18 protein-coding genes are annotated in these 16,141 nt (G+C 57.6%); 16 read left to right on the top strand and 2 right to left on the bottom strand.

Annotated elements, in window-relative coordinates:
* The first annotated feature begins 107 nt into the window (after positions 1-107).
* The 4 genes from ccoN to ccoP are packed head-to-tail and all read left to right on the top strand — an operon-like array spanning position 108 to position 3,515.
* Positions 108-1,715, top strand: a complete 1,608-nt coding sequence (ccoN, locus tag ACR0K4_RS17180; RefSeq protein ID WP_480521761.1) for a cytochrome-c oxidase, cbb3-type subunit I — start codon at positions 108-110, stop codon at positions 1,713-1,715.
* Between the two features lie 14 nt (positions 1,716-1,729).
* Complete coding sequence (gene ccoO / locus ACR0K4_RS17175) at positions 1,730-2,458, top strand: cytochrome-c oxidase, cbb3-type subunit II (protein WP_480854949.1); 729 nt, start codon at positions 1,730-1,732, stop codon at positions 2,456-2,458.
* Between the two features lie 11 nt (positions 2,459-2,469).
* On the top strand, positions 2,470-2,655 hold the full coding sequence (locus ACR0K4_RS17170) for a cbb3-type cytochrome c oxidase subunit 3 (protein ID WP_170656127.1): 186 nt from the start codon (positions 2,470-2,472) through the stop codon (positions 2,653-2,655).
* A complete protein-coding gene (gene ccoP, locus ACR0K4_RS17165; RefSeq protein WP_480854948.1) occupies positions 2,652-3,515 on the top strand; it encodes a cytochrome-c oxidase, cbb3-type subunit III in 864 nt (287 codons plus the stop codon). The genes ACR0K4_RS17170 and ccoP overlap by 4 nt, the downstream gene beginning before the upstream one ends.
* Before the next feature lie 153 nt (positions 3,516-3,668).
* Here the strand turns inward: ccoP and ACR0K4_RS17160 are convergent, their stop codons facing one another.
* On the bottom strand, positions 3,669-3,827 hold the full coding sequence (locus tag ACR0K4_RS17160) for a hypothetical protein (protein ID WP_480521764.1): 159 nt from the start codon (positions 3,825-3,827) through the stop codon (positions 3,669-3,671).
* Between the two features lie 100 nt (positions 3,828-3,927).
* On the opposite strand from ACR0K4_RS17160, the gene ACR0K4_RS17155 reads away from it, so the two are divergent.
* From ACR0K4_RS17155 to rplA, 10 genes are all read left to right on the top strand, one after another.
* Positions 3,928-4,803, top strand: coding sequence for a LysR family transcriptional regulator (locus ACR0K4_RS17155; RefSeq protein WP_480521765.1), 876 nt, complete (start codon positions 3,928-3,930; stop codon positions 4,801-4,803).
* Between the two features lie 102 nt (positions 4,804-4,905).
* The gene (gene ccoG, locus ACR0K4_RS17150) at positions 4,906-6,333 is read left to right on the top strand and encodes a cytochrome c oxidase accessory protein CcoG (protein ID WP_480854947.1); all 1,428 of its coding nucleotides are present in this window, start codon (positions 4,906-4,908) and stop codon (positions 6,331-6,333) included.
* 2 nt (positions 6,334-6,335) lie between these two features.
* Positions 6,336-6,794, top strand: coding sequence for a FixH family protein (locus tag ACR0K4_RS17145; protein ID WP_480854946.1), 459 nt, complete (start codon positions 6,336-6,338; stop codon positions 6,792-6,794).
* Between the two features lie 3 nt (positions 6,795-6,797).
* Positions 6,798-8,975, top strand: a complete 2,178-nt coding sequence (locus ACR0K4_RS17140) for a heavy metal translocating P-type ATPase (protein WP_480854945.1) — start codon at positions 6,798-6,800, stop codon at positions 8,973-8,975.
* Positions 8,976-8,979: 4 nt separating this feature from the next.
* Positions 8,980-9,138, top strand: coding sequence for a cbb3-type cytochrome oxidase assembly protein CcoS (gene ccoS / locus ACR0K4_RS17135; protein ID WP_058272490.1), 159 nt, complete (start codon positions 8,980-8,982; stop codon positions 9,136-9,138).
* 68 nt (positions 9,139-9,206) lie between these two features.
* Positions 9,207-9,404 carry a preprotein translocase subunit SecE gene (gene secE / locus ACR0K4_RS17130; protein ID WP_170350969.1) on the top strand — a complete coding sequence of 66 codons (198 nt, stop codon included), beginning with the start codon at positions 9,207-9,209 and terminating at the stop codon, positions 9,402-9,404.
* A gap of 190 nt (positions 9,405-9,594) precedes the next feature.
* Complete coding sequence (nusG, locus tag ACR0K4_RS17125; protein ID WP_170355307.1) at positions 9,595-10,128, top strand: transcription termination/antitermination protein NusG; 534 nt, start codon at positions 9,595-9,597, stop codon at positions 10,126-10,128.
* 185 nt (positions 10,129-10,313) lie between these two features.
* Entirely contained in the window at positions 10,314-11,249 is a 936-nt protein-coding gene (locus ACR0K4_RS17120; protein ID WP_480521769.1) for a homocysteine S-methyltransferase family protein, read from the top strand.
* Positions 11,250-11,481: 232 nt separating this feature from the next.
* Positions 11,482-11,931, top strand: a complete 450-nt coding sequence (gene rplK, locus ACR0K4_RS17115; RefSeq protein WP_113791694.1) for a 50S ribosomal protein L11 — start codon at positions 11,482-11,484, stop codon at positions 11,929-11,931.
* Position 11,932: 1 nt separating this feature from the next.
* The gene (gene rplA / locus ACR0K4_RS17110; RefSeq protein ID WP_170656105.1) at positions 11,933-12,631 is read left to right on the top strand and encodes a 50S ribosomal protein L1; all 699 of its coding nucleotides are present in this window, start codon (positions 11,933-11,935) and stop codon (positions 12,629-12,631) included.
* A gap of 48 nt (positions 12,632-12,679) precedes the next feature.
* Here rplA and ACR0K4_RS17105 read toward each other — a convergent pair whose 3' ends face one another.
* Positions 12,680-14,428, bottom strand: a complete 1,749-nt coding sequence (locus tag ACR0K4_RS17105) for an LTA synthase family protein (protein WP_480854944.1) — start codon at positions 14,426-14,428, stop codon at positions 12,680-12,682.
* 509 nt (positions 14,429-14,937) lie between these two features.
* Between ACR0K4_RS17105 and rplJ the strand changes: the two genes are divergently transcribed.
* Together rplJ and rplL are read left to right on the top strand one after the other, a co-directional pair.
* Entirely contained in the window at positions 14,938-15,456 is a 519-nt protein-coding gene (gene rplJ, locus ACR0K4_RS17100; protein WP_209252870.1) for a 50S ribosomal protein L10, read from the top strand.
* A gap of 79 nt (positions 15,457-15,535) precedes the next feature.
* A complete protein-coding gene (gene rplL, locus ACR0K4_RS17095) occupies positions 15,536-15,910 on the top strand; it encodes a 50S ribosomal protein L7/L12 (protein ID WP_010441182.1) in 375 nt (124 codons plus the stop codon).
* The last annotated feature ends 231 nt before the right edge of the window (positions 15,911-16,141 follow it).

Raw genomic sequence — 16,141 nt, 5'->3', positions numbered from 1 at the left:
TTGACACAGATCAAAGCAGCAAACCCGCCGTTTCTGCATTACAGCATTCAGTCAAAAGGGCTCTGCGCGACCGAAGAATCACGCGGGGCATGGCAAAGGGACGCAATATGTCAAATTACATCAAGCTGATCGTGCTTGGTCTGATCGCGATTTTTGCAGCGATCGGAACCAATTATGCACGCGATTTGGCGTATCAGGTGCATGCAATTCTGGTGATGTTGATCGCTATCGGATTGTTCATCTGGACGCTGAGAAACACAGATGAGCCAGATATTCTTGTAGATCGTTCAGGCGAGTACATGGATGGCGTGATCCGTTACGGGGTGATCGCAACCGCCTTTTGGGGCGTCGTCGGGTTCCTGGCAGGGACCTTCATTGCGTTCCAATTGGCCTTTCCGGTGCTGAACTTCGAATGGGCACAGGGCTATCTGAACTTTGGCCGTTTGCGCCCGCTGCACACCTCGGCGGTGATTTTTGCCTTTGGGGGCAACGCGCTGCTGGCCACCTCGTTCTATGTGGTTCAGCGCACCAGCGCCGCGCGCCTATGGGGCGGCAACCTCGCGTGGTTCGTGTTCTGGGGCTATCAGCTGTTCATCGTTCTGGCCGCGACCGGCTATGTTCTGGGCGGCACACAGTCCAAGGAATACGCGGAACCTGAATGGTACGTTGACCTGTGGCTGACCATTGTCTGGGTCGCGTATCTGGCCGTGTTCCTGGGCACCGTGGTCAAACGGAAAGAGCCCCACATCTACGTGGCAAACTGGTTCTATCTGGCGTTTATCGTCACCGTTGCGATGCTGCATGTTGTCAACAACCTGACCATCCCGGTCAGCATCTGGGGGTCGAAATCGGTTATCGTCTGGTCGGGCGTTCAAGACGCCATGATCCAGTGGTGGTACGGCCACAACGCTGTGGGCTTCTTCCTGACCGCCGGTTTCCTTGGCATGATGTACTACTTCATCCCGAAACAGGCCGAGCGTCCGGTCTTCAGTTACAAGCTGTCGATCATCCACTTCTGGGCGCTGATCTTCCTCTATATCTGGGCCGGTCCGCACCACCTGCACTATACCGCGCTGCCAGACTGGGCCTCGACGCTGGGCATGGTGTTCTCGGTCGTGCTGTGGATGCCTTCGTGGGGTGGTATGATCAACGGTCTGATGACCCTGTCGGGCGCATGGGACAAGCTGCGCACCGACCCGGTGATCCGGATGATGGTGATCTCGGTCGGCTTTTACGGCATGTCCACCTTTGAAGGCCCGATGATGTCGATCCGCGCCGTGAACTCGCTCAGCCACTATACCGACTGGACCATCGGCCACGTTCACTCGGGCGCTCTGGGCTGGAACGGTATGATCACCTTTGGTGCGCTGTATTTCCTGGTGCCTGTGCTGTGGAAGCGCGAGCGTCTGTACTCGCTTCAACTGGTCAGCTGGCACTTCTGGCTCGCGACCATTGGCATCGTGCTTTACGCCGCGTCGATGTGGGTGACCGGTATCATGGAAGGCCTGATGTGGCGCGAAGTGGATGCCAACGGCTTCCTGGTGAACTCGTTCGCCGACACTGTGGCGGCCAAATTCCCGATGTATGTGGTGCGTGCTCTGGGTGGCGTGATGTTCGTCGCTGGCTCGGTCATCATGTGCTACAACCTGTGGATGACTGTGCGGAAAGCGCCGGCCAAAGAGGCCAGCCTGACCGTCGCGGTCCCGGCTGAATAAGGAGGGCCGGAGCAATGGCAATTCTCGACAAACATAAAATCCTCGAGACCAACGCGACCCTCCTGCTGGTATTCAGCTTTTTGGTCGTAACCATCGGTGGCATCGTTCAGATCACCCCGCTGTTCTATCTTGAGAACACCATCGAAAAGGTGGAGGGCATGCGCCCCTACACCCCCTTGGAGATGGCAGGCCGTGAGATTTATCTGCGCGAAGGATGCTATGTCTGCCACAGCCAGATGATCCGCCCGATGCGGGATGAGGTCGAACGCTATGGCCACTACTCGCTGGCGGCTGAATCGATGTATGACCACCCGTTCCAGTGGGGGTCCAAGCGGACCGGGCCTGATCTGGCCCGCGTCGGTGGCCGCTATTCGGATGACTGGCATGTGCGCCACCTGCGCGATGCGCAGTCGGTGGTACCGGAATCGGTGATGCCAAAATACGGCTTTCTCGAAAACCGTAAGATGAGCGGCAAATATATCGGTGACATCATGAAGGCCAATGCGGTTGTGGGTACGCCCTATACCGAGGAAATGCTGGCCAATGCCGAGGCCGACTTCCGCGCGCAGGCCGACCCGGACAGCGATTTTGACGGGCTGCTGGAACGCTATGGCGACAAGGTCAACGTACGCAACTTCGACGGTCAGTCCGACCTGACCGAAGCGGACGCGCTGATCGCTTATCTGCAGATGCTGGGCACGCTGGTCGACTTCTCGACCTTCACCCCGGACGCAAGCCGCTGAGGGAGGGTGAGATGGAACTATACACACTTCTTCGACAGTTCGCGGACAGTTGGATGCTGCTGCTACTCTTTACCTTCTTCATCGGCATCGTGATCTGGGTTTTCCGCCCCGGTGCCAGCAAGGAATACAAAGACACCGCCAACATCCCCTTCCGGCATCAAGATAAACCCGCCGAATCCAAGGAGGCGCGGCCATGAGCAAGACACCCGAAAAACTGCCGGGCGATCCCAAGACAACCGGCCACAGCTGGGACGGTCTGGAAGAGTTCGACAACCCGATGCCGCGCTGGTGGCTGTGGACCTTCTACGCCACGATCTTCTGGGGCGTGATCTACACCATCATGTATCCCGCATGGCCGTTGGTTCAGTCCGCGACCGCAGGTGTGACCGGCTGGTCTTCGCGTGCCGAAGTGCAGCAGGATCTGGTGGCATTTCAGGAAACCAATGCGCCCCTGAACGCCAAGCTGGTGGAAACGCCGCTGGAAGAGGTCGCAGCCGATGCCGAGTTGCAGCAATACGCCGTCAACGCAGGCAGCGCGGTGTTCCGCACCTGGTGCGCACAATGCCACGGTTCGGGTGCGCAGGGGGCTCCGGGTTTCCCGAACCTGCTGGACGACGCTTGGTTGTGGGGCGGTTCGCTTGAGGATATCGAGTATTCGGTCGCCTATGGCATCCGCAACGAGGACAGCGACGATGCGCGTTATTCCGAGATGCCGGCCTTTGGCGAAATCCTCGAACATGACGAAATCACGCAAGTCGTCCAGTATGTCATGTCCCTGACCAACGCACAGACCGATGATGCGGTGGCCGAAGCTGGCAAAGTTGTTTTCGAAGACAACTGCGCGGCCTGCCATGGCGAGGACGGAACGGGCGACGTGTTTCAGGGTGCGCCGAACCTGACCGACGCGATCTGGCTCTATGGTGGCAGCGAAGAGGCTCTGACCGAGACGGTCACCAACAGCCGCTTCGGCGTCATGCCCGCATGGGAAAATCGTCTGACCGAGGCGCAAATTCGCGCCGTGACCGCTTATGTCCACCAGTTGGGTGGCGGTCAGTAAGGTCTGAAAAGAACACCTCCGGGCGGTCAACCGCCCGAAGGCTGAGGCACCGGCTGTTCCATCTGTTCGCGCGTTTCCAGAACGGCCGGTGCCGAATTTACCAAAAGATTTGTAAGGATGTGCCGCGGTCCAGAACCCGCGCATCGTCCACGTTCAAAGATTGTCCAGATCACCGGCGCGCGGATGTTCCTTCCACCAATGGCCCTCGGGCAACCAGCGTCTTTTGCGGCTGTCTGGTTTCTGGATGTCGCGAATATGCGGCGTATCAATCCGTGTGGCGGTCATGAAAGATCGGGCAAAAACGGTCAGCATGGTGTGCCTCCTGTATGATGGTGTTTCTGCCTAGAGGATTGACGTTCGGGCCGCGAAATGCGACTCAATAACTATTCCTTTGTGTAAGCGTGAATTACATATGGACTGGATTAACCTGCCACCTCTGACTGCGCTGCGCGCTTTTTCCGCCTTTGCCGAAAAGCGCAATGTGGTCGAGGCCGGTGCGGCGCTGAATGTCAGCCACGCTGCCATCAGTCAGCAGCTGCGCGCATTGGAAAAGCACCTTGGTGTCGCGCTGCTGGATCGTTCGGGGAAGGCGTTGACCCTGACCACCGACGGAGAGCATCTGGCCCGCGCCCTGCATCTGGGTTTTGGTGCGATTGAATCTGCGGTTCGCGATATCTCTCGATCCGGGGTCGAACGACCCGTACATGTTTCTCTGACGCCGTCTTTTGCCGCGTCCTGGCTAATGCCACGTTTGCCGATGTTTCGTGCTGCGCACCCGGAAATTGATCTGGTTCTGGATCCGTCACCCGAGGTGGTAGATTTGCGACCGGGCGGCGTGGATGTCGCAATCCGATATGGTGCAGGCCGGTGGACGGGTGTCGATGTCGATATGTTGCTGCAAACGCCAATGGTGATCGTCGCTGCGCCGCAGCTGCTGGGGGGCAAGACGGATTGGACTCCGACCGAACTGGCGCAATTGCCGTGGCTGGAAGAGATCGGAACAACCGAGGCAACCACTTGGCTGGCGCAGCATGATGCAGGTCCCGCGCGAGGGGCCGGGCGTACGGAATTGCCGGGCAATCTGGTGCTGGATGGATTGCGGGCAGGGCAAGGTGTCACGGTTACCGTGCGACATTTCGTCGAGCCTGATATCAAGGCGGGCCGGATCATCGAGCTGTATGCCGAGCCGGACACGCGCGGATACCACATTGTTACCGCAAAAACGCCCCTCAGACCCTCGGTTCGGGCATTTGTAGGTTGGTTGAAAAGGCTGGCACGCGCAGGTTGAGAAAAGATGTCTGTACGATGCGCGTTTTGACCCATGTCAAAGTCTCTGGGCTTGTGATCTGGAACAACACACACTCAGAAAAGCCAGATCTGGAGCCAGCCCGTGAGCGATTCCGACCCCGCCCCCAGTTTATACGCAGCAAGGGAACCGATTTTTCCCAGACGTGTGTCCGGTCCGTTCAGAAATCTGAAGTGGATCATCATGGCGGTGACGCTGGGCATCTACTACGTCACGCCCTGGATCAGATGGGATCGCGGTCCCAGCCTGCCTGATCAAGCGGTTCTGCTGGATCTGGCAAACCGGCGCTTTTACTTCTTCTGGATCGAAATCTGGCCGCATGAGTTCTATTTTGTTGCCGGCCTGTTGATCATGGCCGGGTTGGGCCTGTTCCTGTTTACCTCGGCGCTTGGACGTGTCTGGTGCGGCTATGCCTGTCCGCAAACGGTCTGGACCGACCTGTATATTCTGGTCGAACGCTGGATCGAGGGCGACCGCAACGCACGCCTGCGTCTGCATCGGCAGCAGAAGCTGGATTTCCGCAAAGCCCGGCTGCGGATAACGAAATGGGTGGTCTGGTTTCTGATCGGTCTGGCGACCGGCGGTGCCTGGGTGTTTTATTTCGCTGACGCGCCGACGCTGTTGCGCGAACTGGTGACCGGCAATGCACATCCGGTTGCCTATACGACCATGTTGATCCTGACCGGCACCACCTTCCTGTTCGGCGGCTTTGCCCGCGAACAGATCTGTATCTATGCCTGCCCCTGGCCGCGCATCCAGGCCGCGATGATGGACGAGGACACTCTGGTCGTCGGCTACCGTGAATGGCGCGGCGAGCCGCGTGGCAAGGGCAAACGGACGGCAGACAGTGATCTGGGCGATTGTATCGACTGCATGGCCTGCGTGAACGTTTGCCCCGTGGGCATCGACATCCGGGACGGCCAGCAACTGGAATGCATCACATGCGCGCTTTGTATCGACGCCTGTGACGATATGATGGCCAAGATCGGTAAGCCTCGCGGACTGATTGACTACATGGCGCTGAGTGATGAAACCCGCGAACGCGAAGGACATCCGCCCAAGAATGTCTGGAAACACATCCTGCGGCCGCGCACCATCATGTATACCGCGCTGTGGTCGCTGGTCGGGTTTGCCTTGCTGTTCGCGCTGTTCATACGCTCGGATATCGATCTGACCGTTGCGCCGGTGCGCAACCCGACATTCGTGACCCTGTCTGATGGAACGATCCGCAACACCTACGATGTACGCCTGCGCAACAAGCACGGCGAGGAGCGGCCCTTTAAACTGACACTGACCGGTGATCCCGCGTTGCAGATCGAAATTGAAGGGCTCGAAGGTGAGACTGTCAATGTGGCCGCAGATACGGCACAATTGACACGTGTCTATATCACTGCAGAGGGTGATACCGGCCCTGCTGGCGCGGACGTCACACCCCTGCGCATCTGGGTCGAAGACCTGAACAATGGCGAGCGAGCCTACAAGGACACCACGTTTAACGGACGGGGGAACTGACCATGGCAGAACGTCAATTCACAGGCAAACATGCTCTGGCGGTCTTTGTCGCGGCCTTCGGTGTTATTATCGGCGTGAATCTGGTGCTGGCCTACAGCGCGGTGAAAACCTTCCCTGGGCTGGAGGTCAAAAACTCCTACGTGGCCAGTCAGGAGTTCAACGAGCGTTTGAAGGAACAACAGTCGCTGGGCTGGGATATCCGGGCAGAGCTTTCGGGCGGGTTGCTGATCCTGCACATCACCGATCAGACGGGATCGCCTGTGCAAGTGGCCGAACTGCAGGCTATTGTTGGCCGCGCGACCCATGTGAAAGACGATTTTTCCCCTGATTTTACCTTTGATGGTCTGGCCTATGCCGCACCTGCTGCGCTGGGCAAGGGCAACTGGAACATCCGGTTGCTGGCCAGGGACAGGGACGGCAGCGAGTTTGCCCAGCGTATCCCGCTTTATGTGAAGGGATAGGCAATGACCGCGCAGCTTTCATCCGGCACCGCGGCTTGTCCCGGTTGCATCGCAACCCCGGCGGAACCGGTGCGTCCGATCCCTCAGGATGTGCAGATCGCGCTGTCGCTGCCGGGCATTCACTGCTCGGCCTGTATCGCGACGGTCGAGCGAGAGCTGAATGCCTCACCGGGTGTCGAGGATGCGCGGGTCAACCTGACGCTCAAACGCGCCATGATCAAAGGAGCGCCAGATCTGCGGGCCGCCGATCTGATTCCGGTGCTGGAACGCGCGGGTTACGAGGCCCATGAACTGGACCCCGGCGCGCTGTCGGCAACGCAATCCGACAAGGCGGGCCGCGATCTGCTGATGAGGCTGGCGGTGGCCGGTTTTGCCTCGATGAATGTGATGCTGCTTTCGGTGTCGGTCTGGTCCGGCGCATCAGACGCAACGCGCGATATGTTCCACTGGATATCCGCCGCAATTGCACTTCCGGCGATCGCGTTTTCCGCGCAGCCCTTCTTTACCAACGCCTGGAGTGCGCTGCGCGTCCGTCGCCTGAACATGGATGTGCCGATTGTGCTGGCGATCCTGCTGGCGCTGATGACATCCTTGTGGGAAACCGCACTTAGCGGCGAACACGCCTATTTTGACGCTGCTCTGACCCTGACCTTCTTCCTGTTGGCCGGGCGCTATCTGGACTATCGCACCCGCGCAGCGGCCCGTTCTGCAGCCGAGGAGTTAACCGCCCTGGAAGTGCCGCGCGCCATTCGGATCATGGATGGTTTCGAGGAAGAGGTTGCTGTTTCTTCCCTGAACGTGGGTGATCTGATCCTCGTACGCCCCGGCGGGCGCATGCCTGTGGACGGAGAGATTGTCTCGGGTCAATCGGAACTGGACCGGTCGCTGCTGACCGGTGAAACCCTGCCGGTGTTCGCCGAAACCGGGCAGGCCGTCAGCGCCGGAGAGGTCAACCTGACCGGTCCGCTGACCATCCGCGCGACGGCAGTGGGCGAGGACACCTCGCTGCACCGCATGGCCGATCTGGTGGCCATCGCGGAATCAGGCCGCTCGCGGTACACGTCGCTGGCGGACAAGGCGGCCAAGCTGTATGCGCCCGGCGTCCATATCCTGTCGGCCCTCAGTTTTCTGGGCTGGTACATCTATTCCGGCGATATCCGCACCGCTCTGAATATTGCCGCCGCAGTTTTGATCATCACCTGTCCCTGTGCCCTGGGTCTGGCCGTGCCTGCGGTGACCACGGCAGCCTCGGGGCGCTTGTTCCGCAAGGGGATGCTGATCAAACATTCCACGGCACTGGAACGTCTTGCCGAAGTTGATACCGTTGTCTTCGACAAGACCGGCACGCTGACTTCGGGCACGCCCGAACCGACCAATCTGGGCGATCATTCCCGTGCGGATCTTGAGGTGGCTTTGGCCTTGGCCGAATCTTCGTCTCACCCGCTGTCGATTGCACTTGCCAAAGCTGCGCGCGAGGCCGGGATCAAACCGGCGCGTCTGCAAGACATCACCGAGGTTCCCGGCTATGGAACGCAAGGGACATACCGAAACCAAACCGTCCGTCTGGGGCGCGCTGAGTGGACCGGTGCCGAACCCGGTGCGCAGACATCAGCCTGGCTGTCCATTGCAGGCCAGGCACCCCGCGCCTTCCTGTTCTCGGATACGTTGCGCGCAGGCGCGGCCGAGGCCGTTCAGGCCTTCCGCGACAGTGGAAAACAAGTCATCCTGATCTCAGGCGATACGCCGGGCGCGGTTGAGGCGCTGGCTAAAAAGCTGGGGATCGCAAACTGGATCGCCGAGGCCCTGCCGCAGGACAAGGCCAAACGCGTGCAGGCGCTCAGCGATCAGGGGCATCATGTTCTTATGGTTGGCGACGGGCTGAACGACACCGCTGCGCTGGCGGCGGCGCATGTGTCGATCTCTCCGGCCTCGGCGCTGGATGCGGCACGGGTGGCTTCCGATATTGTGTTGCTGGGCAGCGACCTGTCGCCCATCGCGGATGCCTGTGACACGGCGCGGAAGGCGACCAAACGGATTCGCGAGAATTTCCGCATCGCCACCGTGTACAACGTGATTGCCGTCCCGCTTGCGGTGGTCGGTCTGGCGACCCCTCTGATTGCGGCTTTGGCGATGTCGACCTCGTCGATCACCGTATCCCTGAATGCCCTGCGGCTGAGGTGACCTGATGGAAGTTCTGGCCTATCTCATACCGATTTCCCTGTTTTTGGGCGGGGTTGGCCTTGTGGCCTTTATCTACACGGTCCGGTCCAACCAGTATGACGACCCCGAGGGCGATGCCCGTCGCATCCTCAGCGACGAATGGGATGACAAACCCAAGTCCTGACAGCCCTTGAAATTGCCGCAATGCCCGGTTATGTCCGGCCCATCCGCTAGCAGAGAGAACACCGCCAAATGGCTACCATGAATCCGATCCAGTTCATTCAGCAGGTCCGCGCCGAAGTTGCAAAGGTCGTCTGGCCCACGCGCCGCGAAGTTCTGTTGACCACGGTCATGGTGTTCATCATGGCGGCGCTGACAGCCGTTTTCTTTGCGCTGGTCGATCTGGGCATTCGCGGTGGTCTGCAACTGATCCTGGGTGCGTTCAGCTAAGCCGGTTGGGGCAGGCCCTGACGGCACTGCCCTCTTGCACCTCAGGCGATGTGCTAGTAGGTGACGCGGGACTATTCGGAATGGGCGTGCGGCGATTCGGACCGCGCGCCGCTTTTTATTCCGGGTGACGTGACAGAATTTCAATGACGGGCGCAGTCGCGGCCCAAAGGCAAACAAGGACGACAGGTTCATGGCGAAACGGTGGTACTCGGTCAGCGTTCTTTCGAATTTCGAAAAGAAGATCGCAGAGCAGATCCGCACGTCGGTGGCAGAGCACGGCCTTGAAGACGATATCGACGAGGTTCTGGTGCCCACCGAAGAGGTGATCGAAGTGCGCCGGGGCAAGAAAGTCACCACCGAACGCCGTTTCATGCCCGGCTATGTGCTGGTGCATATGGAGATGTCGGATCAGGGCTATCACCTTGTGAACTCGATCAACCGGGTCACCGGTTTCCTTGGCCCGCAAGGCCGCCCGATGCCGATGCGCGATGCTGAGGTCAACCAGATCCTGAACCGTGTTCAGGAAGGCGAAGAAGCGCCCAAGCTGATGATCAGCTTCGAGGTCGGCGAAAAGGTCAAGGTCAACGACGGCCCGTTCGAGGATTTCGACGGCATGGTCGAAGGCGTGGACGACGAGAACCAGAAGCTGAAGGTCTCGGTGTCGATCTTTGGCCGCGAGACGCCGGTGGAGCTGGACTTTACGCAGGTTACCAAGCAGAGCTGAATAGCCTTATTCAAAGATGTACGAAGCCACGCAGCCCGGGTTGCGTGGCTTTTTCTGTTTAGCCTGCCGCGCCAAAGTGGGATTTGGCGCGGCAGTAGATTATCCAGAAACTTGACGAGCCCGAGAAAAAACTGCTGCATCGAAGATGAATTCGTCTCCGCCAATGTGGCAATGATCCAACGAAGATGTTCGAGGAGCGTAAAATGGCGCGGAAACTCCCACATGAAAGTGAAAAACACTTCCTTGTCTATGCGGGTACGGGTACGGACCTGATCTTCAATCACGGCATTGAGCTTCCGGGGTTTGCGTCTTTCCCATTGCTGGAGAAACCTGAAACGCGGGCCGTTTTGGCGCAGCAAATGCAGGAATTGGTTGAGTTGTCTGGGGATATGGGTGTGAGCTGCATACTCGACGCTCCTACCTGGATGGCAAATGCCGATCGGGCTGCGCCGTTGGGCTACGATGCAGAGAATCTCCGAAAAGTGAATAAAGACGCTGTTGCGTTGATGGACGAGGTACGCAATGCATCTGGTCGCGACGATGTCTTGGTTTCGGCTTGTATCGGTCCTAGATATGATCCCTATGCAGATATTCCTCCTATGCCAGTTGAGCAGGCACGCGAATACCATGGCGTGCAACTGTCGACCCTGAAAGAAACCAGTGTCGATCTGGTGACGGCTTATACGTTCAATCGCGTGAATGAGGCCGTTGGCTGTGTTCTGGCAGCGCAAGACTTCGATTTGCCAATCATCATGTCACTCGTTGTAGAAACTGACGGGTGTCTGGCTGACGGGACAAAGCTGACAGATGCCTTGAACCAAATCGAATTGGAAACAGACAGCGCAGCGCTCTTCTATATGGTGAATTGTGCGCACCCCGCGCACTTTGCGGACGCTCTGAAAAAACACCCAAGACTCAAAGGCGTAGTAGCCAACGCATCGCGCTGTTCGCATGCGGAACTGGATGAAGCTAAGGAATTGGACGAGGGTGATCCTGTTCAACTGGGTCAGGAGATTGCGCATGTTGTGCGGGACAATCCCTCTATTCGGGTGTTTGGCGGTTGTTGCGGAACGGACATGCGACACCTAAGGCAAATGGCGCTCAAAGTGGCCGATCTATGAACTGCGGGCTGTCGTCTGGTTCCTCCTACAATAGTGATGCCAGGGATCGATGCGGTCTTTTCCGATTGCAGCCCCAGCCACTTGCCAACCCCCTCATTCCCCTATAAACGCCGCCTCTATCGTCTTCGGGCGAGATTCTCTCGTGGGAGGTTGCAGGGATCGCGATCCCGGATCAGACCACGCAACATAAACCGGGTGGGACGCGTCCTGCCTACGTTGAAAGGAAAACCAAATGGCCAAGAAGCTTGCTGGTACGATGAAACTGCAGGTTCCTGCAGGTCAGGCGAACCCCTCGCCGCCAGTTGGCCCCGCACTGGGTCAGCGCGGCATCAACATCATGGAATTCTGCAAGGCGTTCAACGCCAAGACCGCAGACATGGAGCAAGGTGCCCCTTGCCCGACCGTGATCACCTATTATCAGGACAAGTCCTTCACCATGGACATCAAGACGCCGCCCGCGTCTTATTACCTGAAAAAAGCCGCTGGTCTGAAGCCGGTTGGCAAGCGCAACCGCCCCCGTGGCGCGGAAAACCCCGGTCGTGAGACCGTGGCCACCGTGACCACTAAGCAGGTTCGCGAAATCGCCGAAGCCAAAATGAAAGATCTGAACGCCAACGACGTCGAAGGCGCAATGCAGATCATCCTGGGCTCGGCCCGCTCTATGGGCATCGAGGTGAAGTAAGATGGCAAAACTCGGTAAACGTACCCGCGCTGCGCGCGAAGCTGTCGCCGGCAAGGAAAACCTGTCGGTGGACGAAGCAGTTGCCCTGGTCAAAGCCAACGCAACCTCGAAATTCGACGAGACCATCGAAATCGCGATGAACCTGGGTGTTGACACCCGTCACGCGGACCAGATGGTGCGCGGCGTTGTCGGCCTGCCCAACGGCACCGGCAAAGCGATGCGCGTCGCTGTTTTTGCGCGCGGCCCCAAGGCAGACGAAGCGAAAGAAGCTGGCGCGGATATCGTTGGCGCAGAAGACCTGATGGAAACCATTCAGGGCGGCACCATCGAATTCGATCGCTGCATTGCCACCCCGGACATGATGCCCATCGTCGGTCGTCTTGGTAAAGTTCTTGGTCCCCGTAACCTGATGCCCAACCCCAAGGTTGGCACCGTGACCATGGACGTGAAAGCGGCCGTGGAAGCAGCCAAGGGCGGTGAAGTTCAGTTCAAGGCGGAAAAAGGTGGCGTCGTGCACGCAGGCGTTGGCAAAGCGTCGTTTGACGAAGCCAAGCTGGCCGAAAACGTCCGCGCCTTTGTCTCGGCCGTTGCCAAGGCCAAGCCGTCTGGCGCCAAAGGCACCTACATGAAGAAAATCGCGCTAAGCTCGACCATGGGCCCCGGTGTGACTCTGGACGTCGCTGAAGCCTCGGGCGAATAAATCGACACCAGATGAATGAAAGAAGGCGGGATACACATCCCGCCTTTTTTATTCGTGGTCGAGAATGACGGTTTTTAACTGCGAAAAATACGCCTGACCTGCCAGAGTTCCGTTTGAAGGTTGGGTAAAGTCAACGACGTCTTGCCAATGTTCGCAGCCCAATTCGCGACCAGCGAGACACGCGAACATTTCCTTCCGTCCAGGGTCGTACCAGAAGATGCGACCGCTGAGTATATTGCCGAAAATGACCGGTTCGGATTCTTCAATCAATTGCTGCAGATCGGGACGGGTGGCATTTGTGGCCAGCTCAAGAATGATGTTCCGCGTGTCTTTGCTTGAGACGATCTTTTCAACGGATTGTTTGGAACCACTTGGATGAACGGCAATGAACGGGAGCCAATTCAGCAGAATCTCATTCTCCAATTGAGGGAGATTTGCAGTCTCGCGGGATTCATCTGACGTGAAAACGACAACTGTGTTTTCCAGAATACCACGCTGCTCAAGCGCCTCCATTAGTTCGCCGACGGCCTGATCGGCATATTTCAACGAGCGTAATCTGGCGGAAGGTACGTCCGGCAGAAAATCGTCCGGAACATTGTAAGGCGCATGTGTCCCAGTGGTCAGAGCAGCGATAAACCAAGGTTCGTCGGTACTCAGATTGTCGATATAATCGACAACGTTTCGAAACAGGGATCGATCGTCTATCCCCCATCCATTTCGGAGCACACCCGGACCTGCGGCCCAATCCGCATCACCGCGCAGGACTTCGAACCCAAGATCTTTGAGGTGCTGATCTTTCGACATGAATGCAAGGTTTGCACTTTGCAGAAAGGCTGTATGAAAGCCTGCATTCGCCAACACCGCTGGAAGAGAGACTTCCGCAATTTCAGAGTCTGCGGTCAAGTCATTCCACTTGCGCTCGCTGGAAACAAAGCTGGGCAGATCGCCGGTGAGTGTTGTGTACAAGCCATTTGACGTGATCAGTTGCGGCCCGATAAATCGGTCCAGGCGGATGTTATCTGTCGCCAGCCGGTTCAGGACGTCCATGTCAGCCATGGTCAGGCTGAAGTTCGACAAGCCTTCCAAATAAATGACGAGCACGTTCAATTGATCCGGACCCAACTCAATCACTGCCTCGCGTTGAAAGACCGAAGGCTCGAAATTTCGGTCAGAAGCCTCAAGCTTTGCATGACCGAGGGTCGGGAGCAGGGGGTGCGACTGAATCCAGCGAAGCTCATTTATTCGAAAGTTGTTCGGAATAAATACCAGAGCCGCGCAGCATAAAACGCCCCCAGCAGCAGCGCATGACTTGGACAACAGGGGCAGTCGCGCAGTTGCCAAAAGCGCGATCGCAATAAGCGAGAATATGACCCAGTTTTCTACGACGCTTGGGGTGAAATGCGCGTTTACAAACGTTGGGTCCGTAGCAAATCCCAAAAGGTCCAGATCTATGGCGGTTAGGTTGGTGTGGATGTGCTCAATATTTGAAGAATAAAAAAGGGCAAGAACCAGGATTGCGACAATCAAAAGCGCGACCGGAAGAAATGCAAATATCAGTGCGAACGTACCGCTGAACAATATGTCATTGGCTATTCCCAGCCAAAGCGAATGCGCCTTTTCCTCAAAGAATGCCGCAACGGGATCGAACCCGTCGTATGGATTGTATGTCCAGACATAGGATCGATCTATGAATTTTGTCAGGCCATAATAACGATGAAGCAGCGTGACGACCAAGATGCTTGCAAATATCGACCCGAAGCGCACTGCGCGTTCGCTTAGTATGGACGTTTCCTTCATATCTGCTGCTGCCCGTATCTTTTACTACTCTAGCTCACAACGGGGTTTCGATTTCAAGTGCCCGGCATGCCTGGCGGGTTCACGTGGCCGATAGGAAGGTCGATACGGCACGAGAACCAGCCGACAGGCGCATTGATCCATATCTTAAATGCCGAAAATGGCAGTTTCTGGGCGGTGGCCAGACTGTTCTCGGGACTCTGAAAACTCACCGCTTAAATGAAATGACAGAGCAATTTACCCCTTGGAAACCACAGCCATCTGCCCTAAGTAGACCTGCGGAACAAAGCGTGCGATTCGTCGTGCGCTTTATTTCGTTTCGTCCAAGACGGTGGGTGGTGCCATATGGCCCCTTAATTCCCTGCCTGAGACGGGTAAGACCAAAGAATTCTGAGGGTCACGATCCTCGGGCGCATTTTGGCCAATCCCGTAACAACGGACCTGAACGCCGGGGTTAACCCCTCGGCAAATATGAGCCGGGGTGAGATTTCGCCCCTAACTTGGAGAGAACTGTGGATAGAGCCCAGAAAGAGAAAGTGGTCGAGGAACTCGGCCAAATCTTCGAAAGCTCTGGCGTCGTAGTGGTTGCTCACTACGCCGGTCTGACAGTTGCCGAGATGCAGGACCTTCGCGCACGTGCTCGTGACGCGGGTGGTGCCGTGCGTGTTGCCAAGAACAGGCTCGCCAAAATCGCCCTTGAGGGTAAGCCGTGTGAAAGCATGGCCGACCTGCTGACAGGGATGACCGTTCTGACCTATTCCGAGGACCCCGTGGCAGCAGCCAAGGTGGCCGAGGACTTCGCCAAGGAGAACAAAAAGTTCGAAATCCTTGGCGGTGCAATGGGCGAGAACGCTCTGGACCGCAAAGGCGTCGAAACAGTTTCGAAAATGCCGTCTCGCGAGGAGCTTATTGCTTCGATCGTGGGCTGCATTGGCGCACCTGCTTCGAACATCGCCGGCGCGATTGGCGCACCTGCAAGCAATATCGCAAGCATCCTTTCCACCATCGAAGAGAAGGCGGAAGCTGCGTAAGCGGTTGGCACTGAATGATCTGCGTAGGGAATTGCCCCTGACGTTGGAACACACACTGTAAACGGAAAGAGCTGATAAAATGGCTGATCTGAAAGCACTCGCAGAAAGCATCGTGGGTCTGACCCTGCTGGAAGCACAAGAACTGAAAACCATCCTCAAAGACGAATACGGCATCGAGCCCGCAGCTGGCGGCGCCGTAATGGTTGCAGCCGGTGGCGACGCCGGTGGCGCAGCTGAGGAAGAAAAAACCGAATTCGACGTCGTTCTGAAGAACGCCGGCGCTTCGAAAATCAACGTGATCAAAGAAGTTCGCGGCATCACCGGTCTGGGCCTGAAAGAAGCCAAAGAACTGGTCGAAGCTGGCGGCAAGATCAAAGAAGGCGTGTCGAAAGACGAAGCCGAAGAAGTCAAAGGCAAGCTGGAAGCAGCTGGCGCCGAAGTCGAGCTGGCCTAAGCCAACCGACAGGTGCATCGCTGATGTGCCGGAAAATTTGGCTGGGTCCGGAGAAATCCGGGTCCAGCCGAACCTGTCTTAGAAAGGGCCTCATTTTCAGGGGCGTTTTCTAAGACACGGTTTTCGGATCGGGAGGCCGCCTTCGGGACGGTGGCCACGAATTGATCCGGACGTGTTGTCTCGATTGTGCAAGATGCCGGGGCCCGACGGTGTCTTTGCCCGCTGAGAACA

It is taken from the genome of Ruegeria sp. K11, from assembly GCF_056531905.1.
This window is presented reverse-complemented; position numbering and strand designations above follow the sequence as displayed.

Excerpts from the sequence above, each read along its gene's own strand:
- ccoN (WP_480521761.1), top strand. The coding sequence starts at position 108 with ATGTCAAATTACATCAAGCTGATCGTGCTTGGTCTGATCGCGATTTTT.
- ccoO (WP_480854949.1), top strand. The coding sequence starts at position 1,730 with ATGGCAATTCTCGACAAACATAAAATCCTCGAGACCAACGCGACCCTC.
- ACR0K4_RS17170 (WP_170656127.1), top strand. The coding sequence starts at position 2,470 with ATGGAACTATACACACTTCTTCGACAGTTCGCGGACAGTTGGATGCTG.
- ccoP (WP_480854948.1), top strand. The coding sequence starts at position 2,652 with ATGAGCAAGACACCCGAAAAACTGCCGGGCGATCCCAAGACAACCGGC.
- ACR0K4_RS17160 (WP_480521764.1), bottom strand. The coding sequence starts at position 3,827 with ATGCTGACCGTTTTTGCCCGATCTTTCATGACCGCCACACGGATTGAT.
- ACR0K4_RS17155 (WP_480521765.1), top strand. The coding sequence starts at position 3,928 with ATGGACTGGATTAACCTGCCACCTCTGACTGCGCTGCGCGCTTTTTCC.
- ACR0K4_RS17145 (WP_480854946.1), top strand. The coding sequence starts at position 6,336 with ATGGCAGAACGTCAATTCACAGGCAAACATGCTCTGGCGGTCTTTGTC.
- ACR0K4_RS17140 (WP_480854945.1), top strand. The coding sequence starts at position 6,798 with ATGACCGCGCAGCTTTCATCCGGCACCGCGGCTTGTCCCGGTTGCATC.
- ccoS (WP_058272490.1), top strand. The coding sequence starts at position 8,980 with ATGGAAGTTCTGGCCTATCTCATACCGATTTCCCTGTTTTTGGGCGGG.
- secE (WP_170350969.1), top strand. The coding sequence starts at position 9,207 with ATGGCTACCATGAATCCGATCCAGTTCATTCAGCAGGTCCGCGCCGAA.
- nusG (WP_170355307.1), top strand. The coding sequence starts at position 9,595 with ATGGCGAAACGGTGGTACTCGGTCAGCGTTCTTTCGAATTTCGAAAAG.
- ACR0K4_RS17120 (WP_480521769.1), top strand. The coding sequence starts at position 10,314 with ATGTTCGAGGAGCGTAAAATGGCGCGGAAACTCCCACATGAAAGTGAA.
- rplK (WP_113791694.1), top strand. The coding sequence starts at position 11,482 with ATGGCCAAGAAGCTTGCTGGTACGATGAAACTGCAGGTTCCTGCAGGT.
- rplA (WP_170656105.1), top strand. The coding sequence starts at position 11,933 with ATGGCAAAACTCGGTAAACGTACCCGCGCTGCGCGCGAAGCTGTCGCC.
- ACR0K4_RS17105 (WP_480854944.1), bottom strand. The coding sequence starts at position 14,428 with ATGAAGGAAACGTCCATACTAAGCGAACGCGCAGTGCGCTTCGGGTCG.
- rplL (WP_010441182.1), top strand. The coding sequence starts at position 15,536 with ATGGCTGATCTGAAAGCACTCGCAGAAAGCATCGTGGGTCTGACCCTG.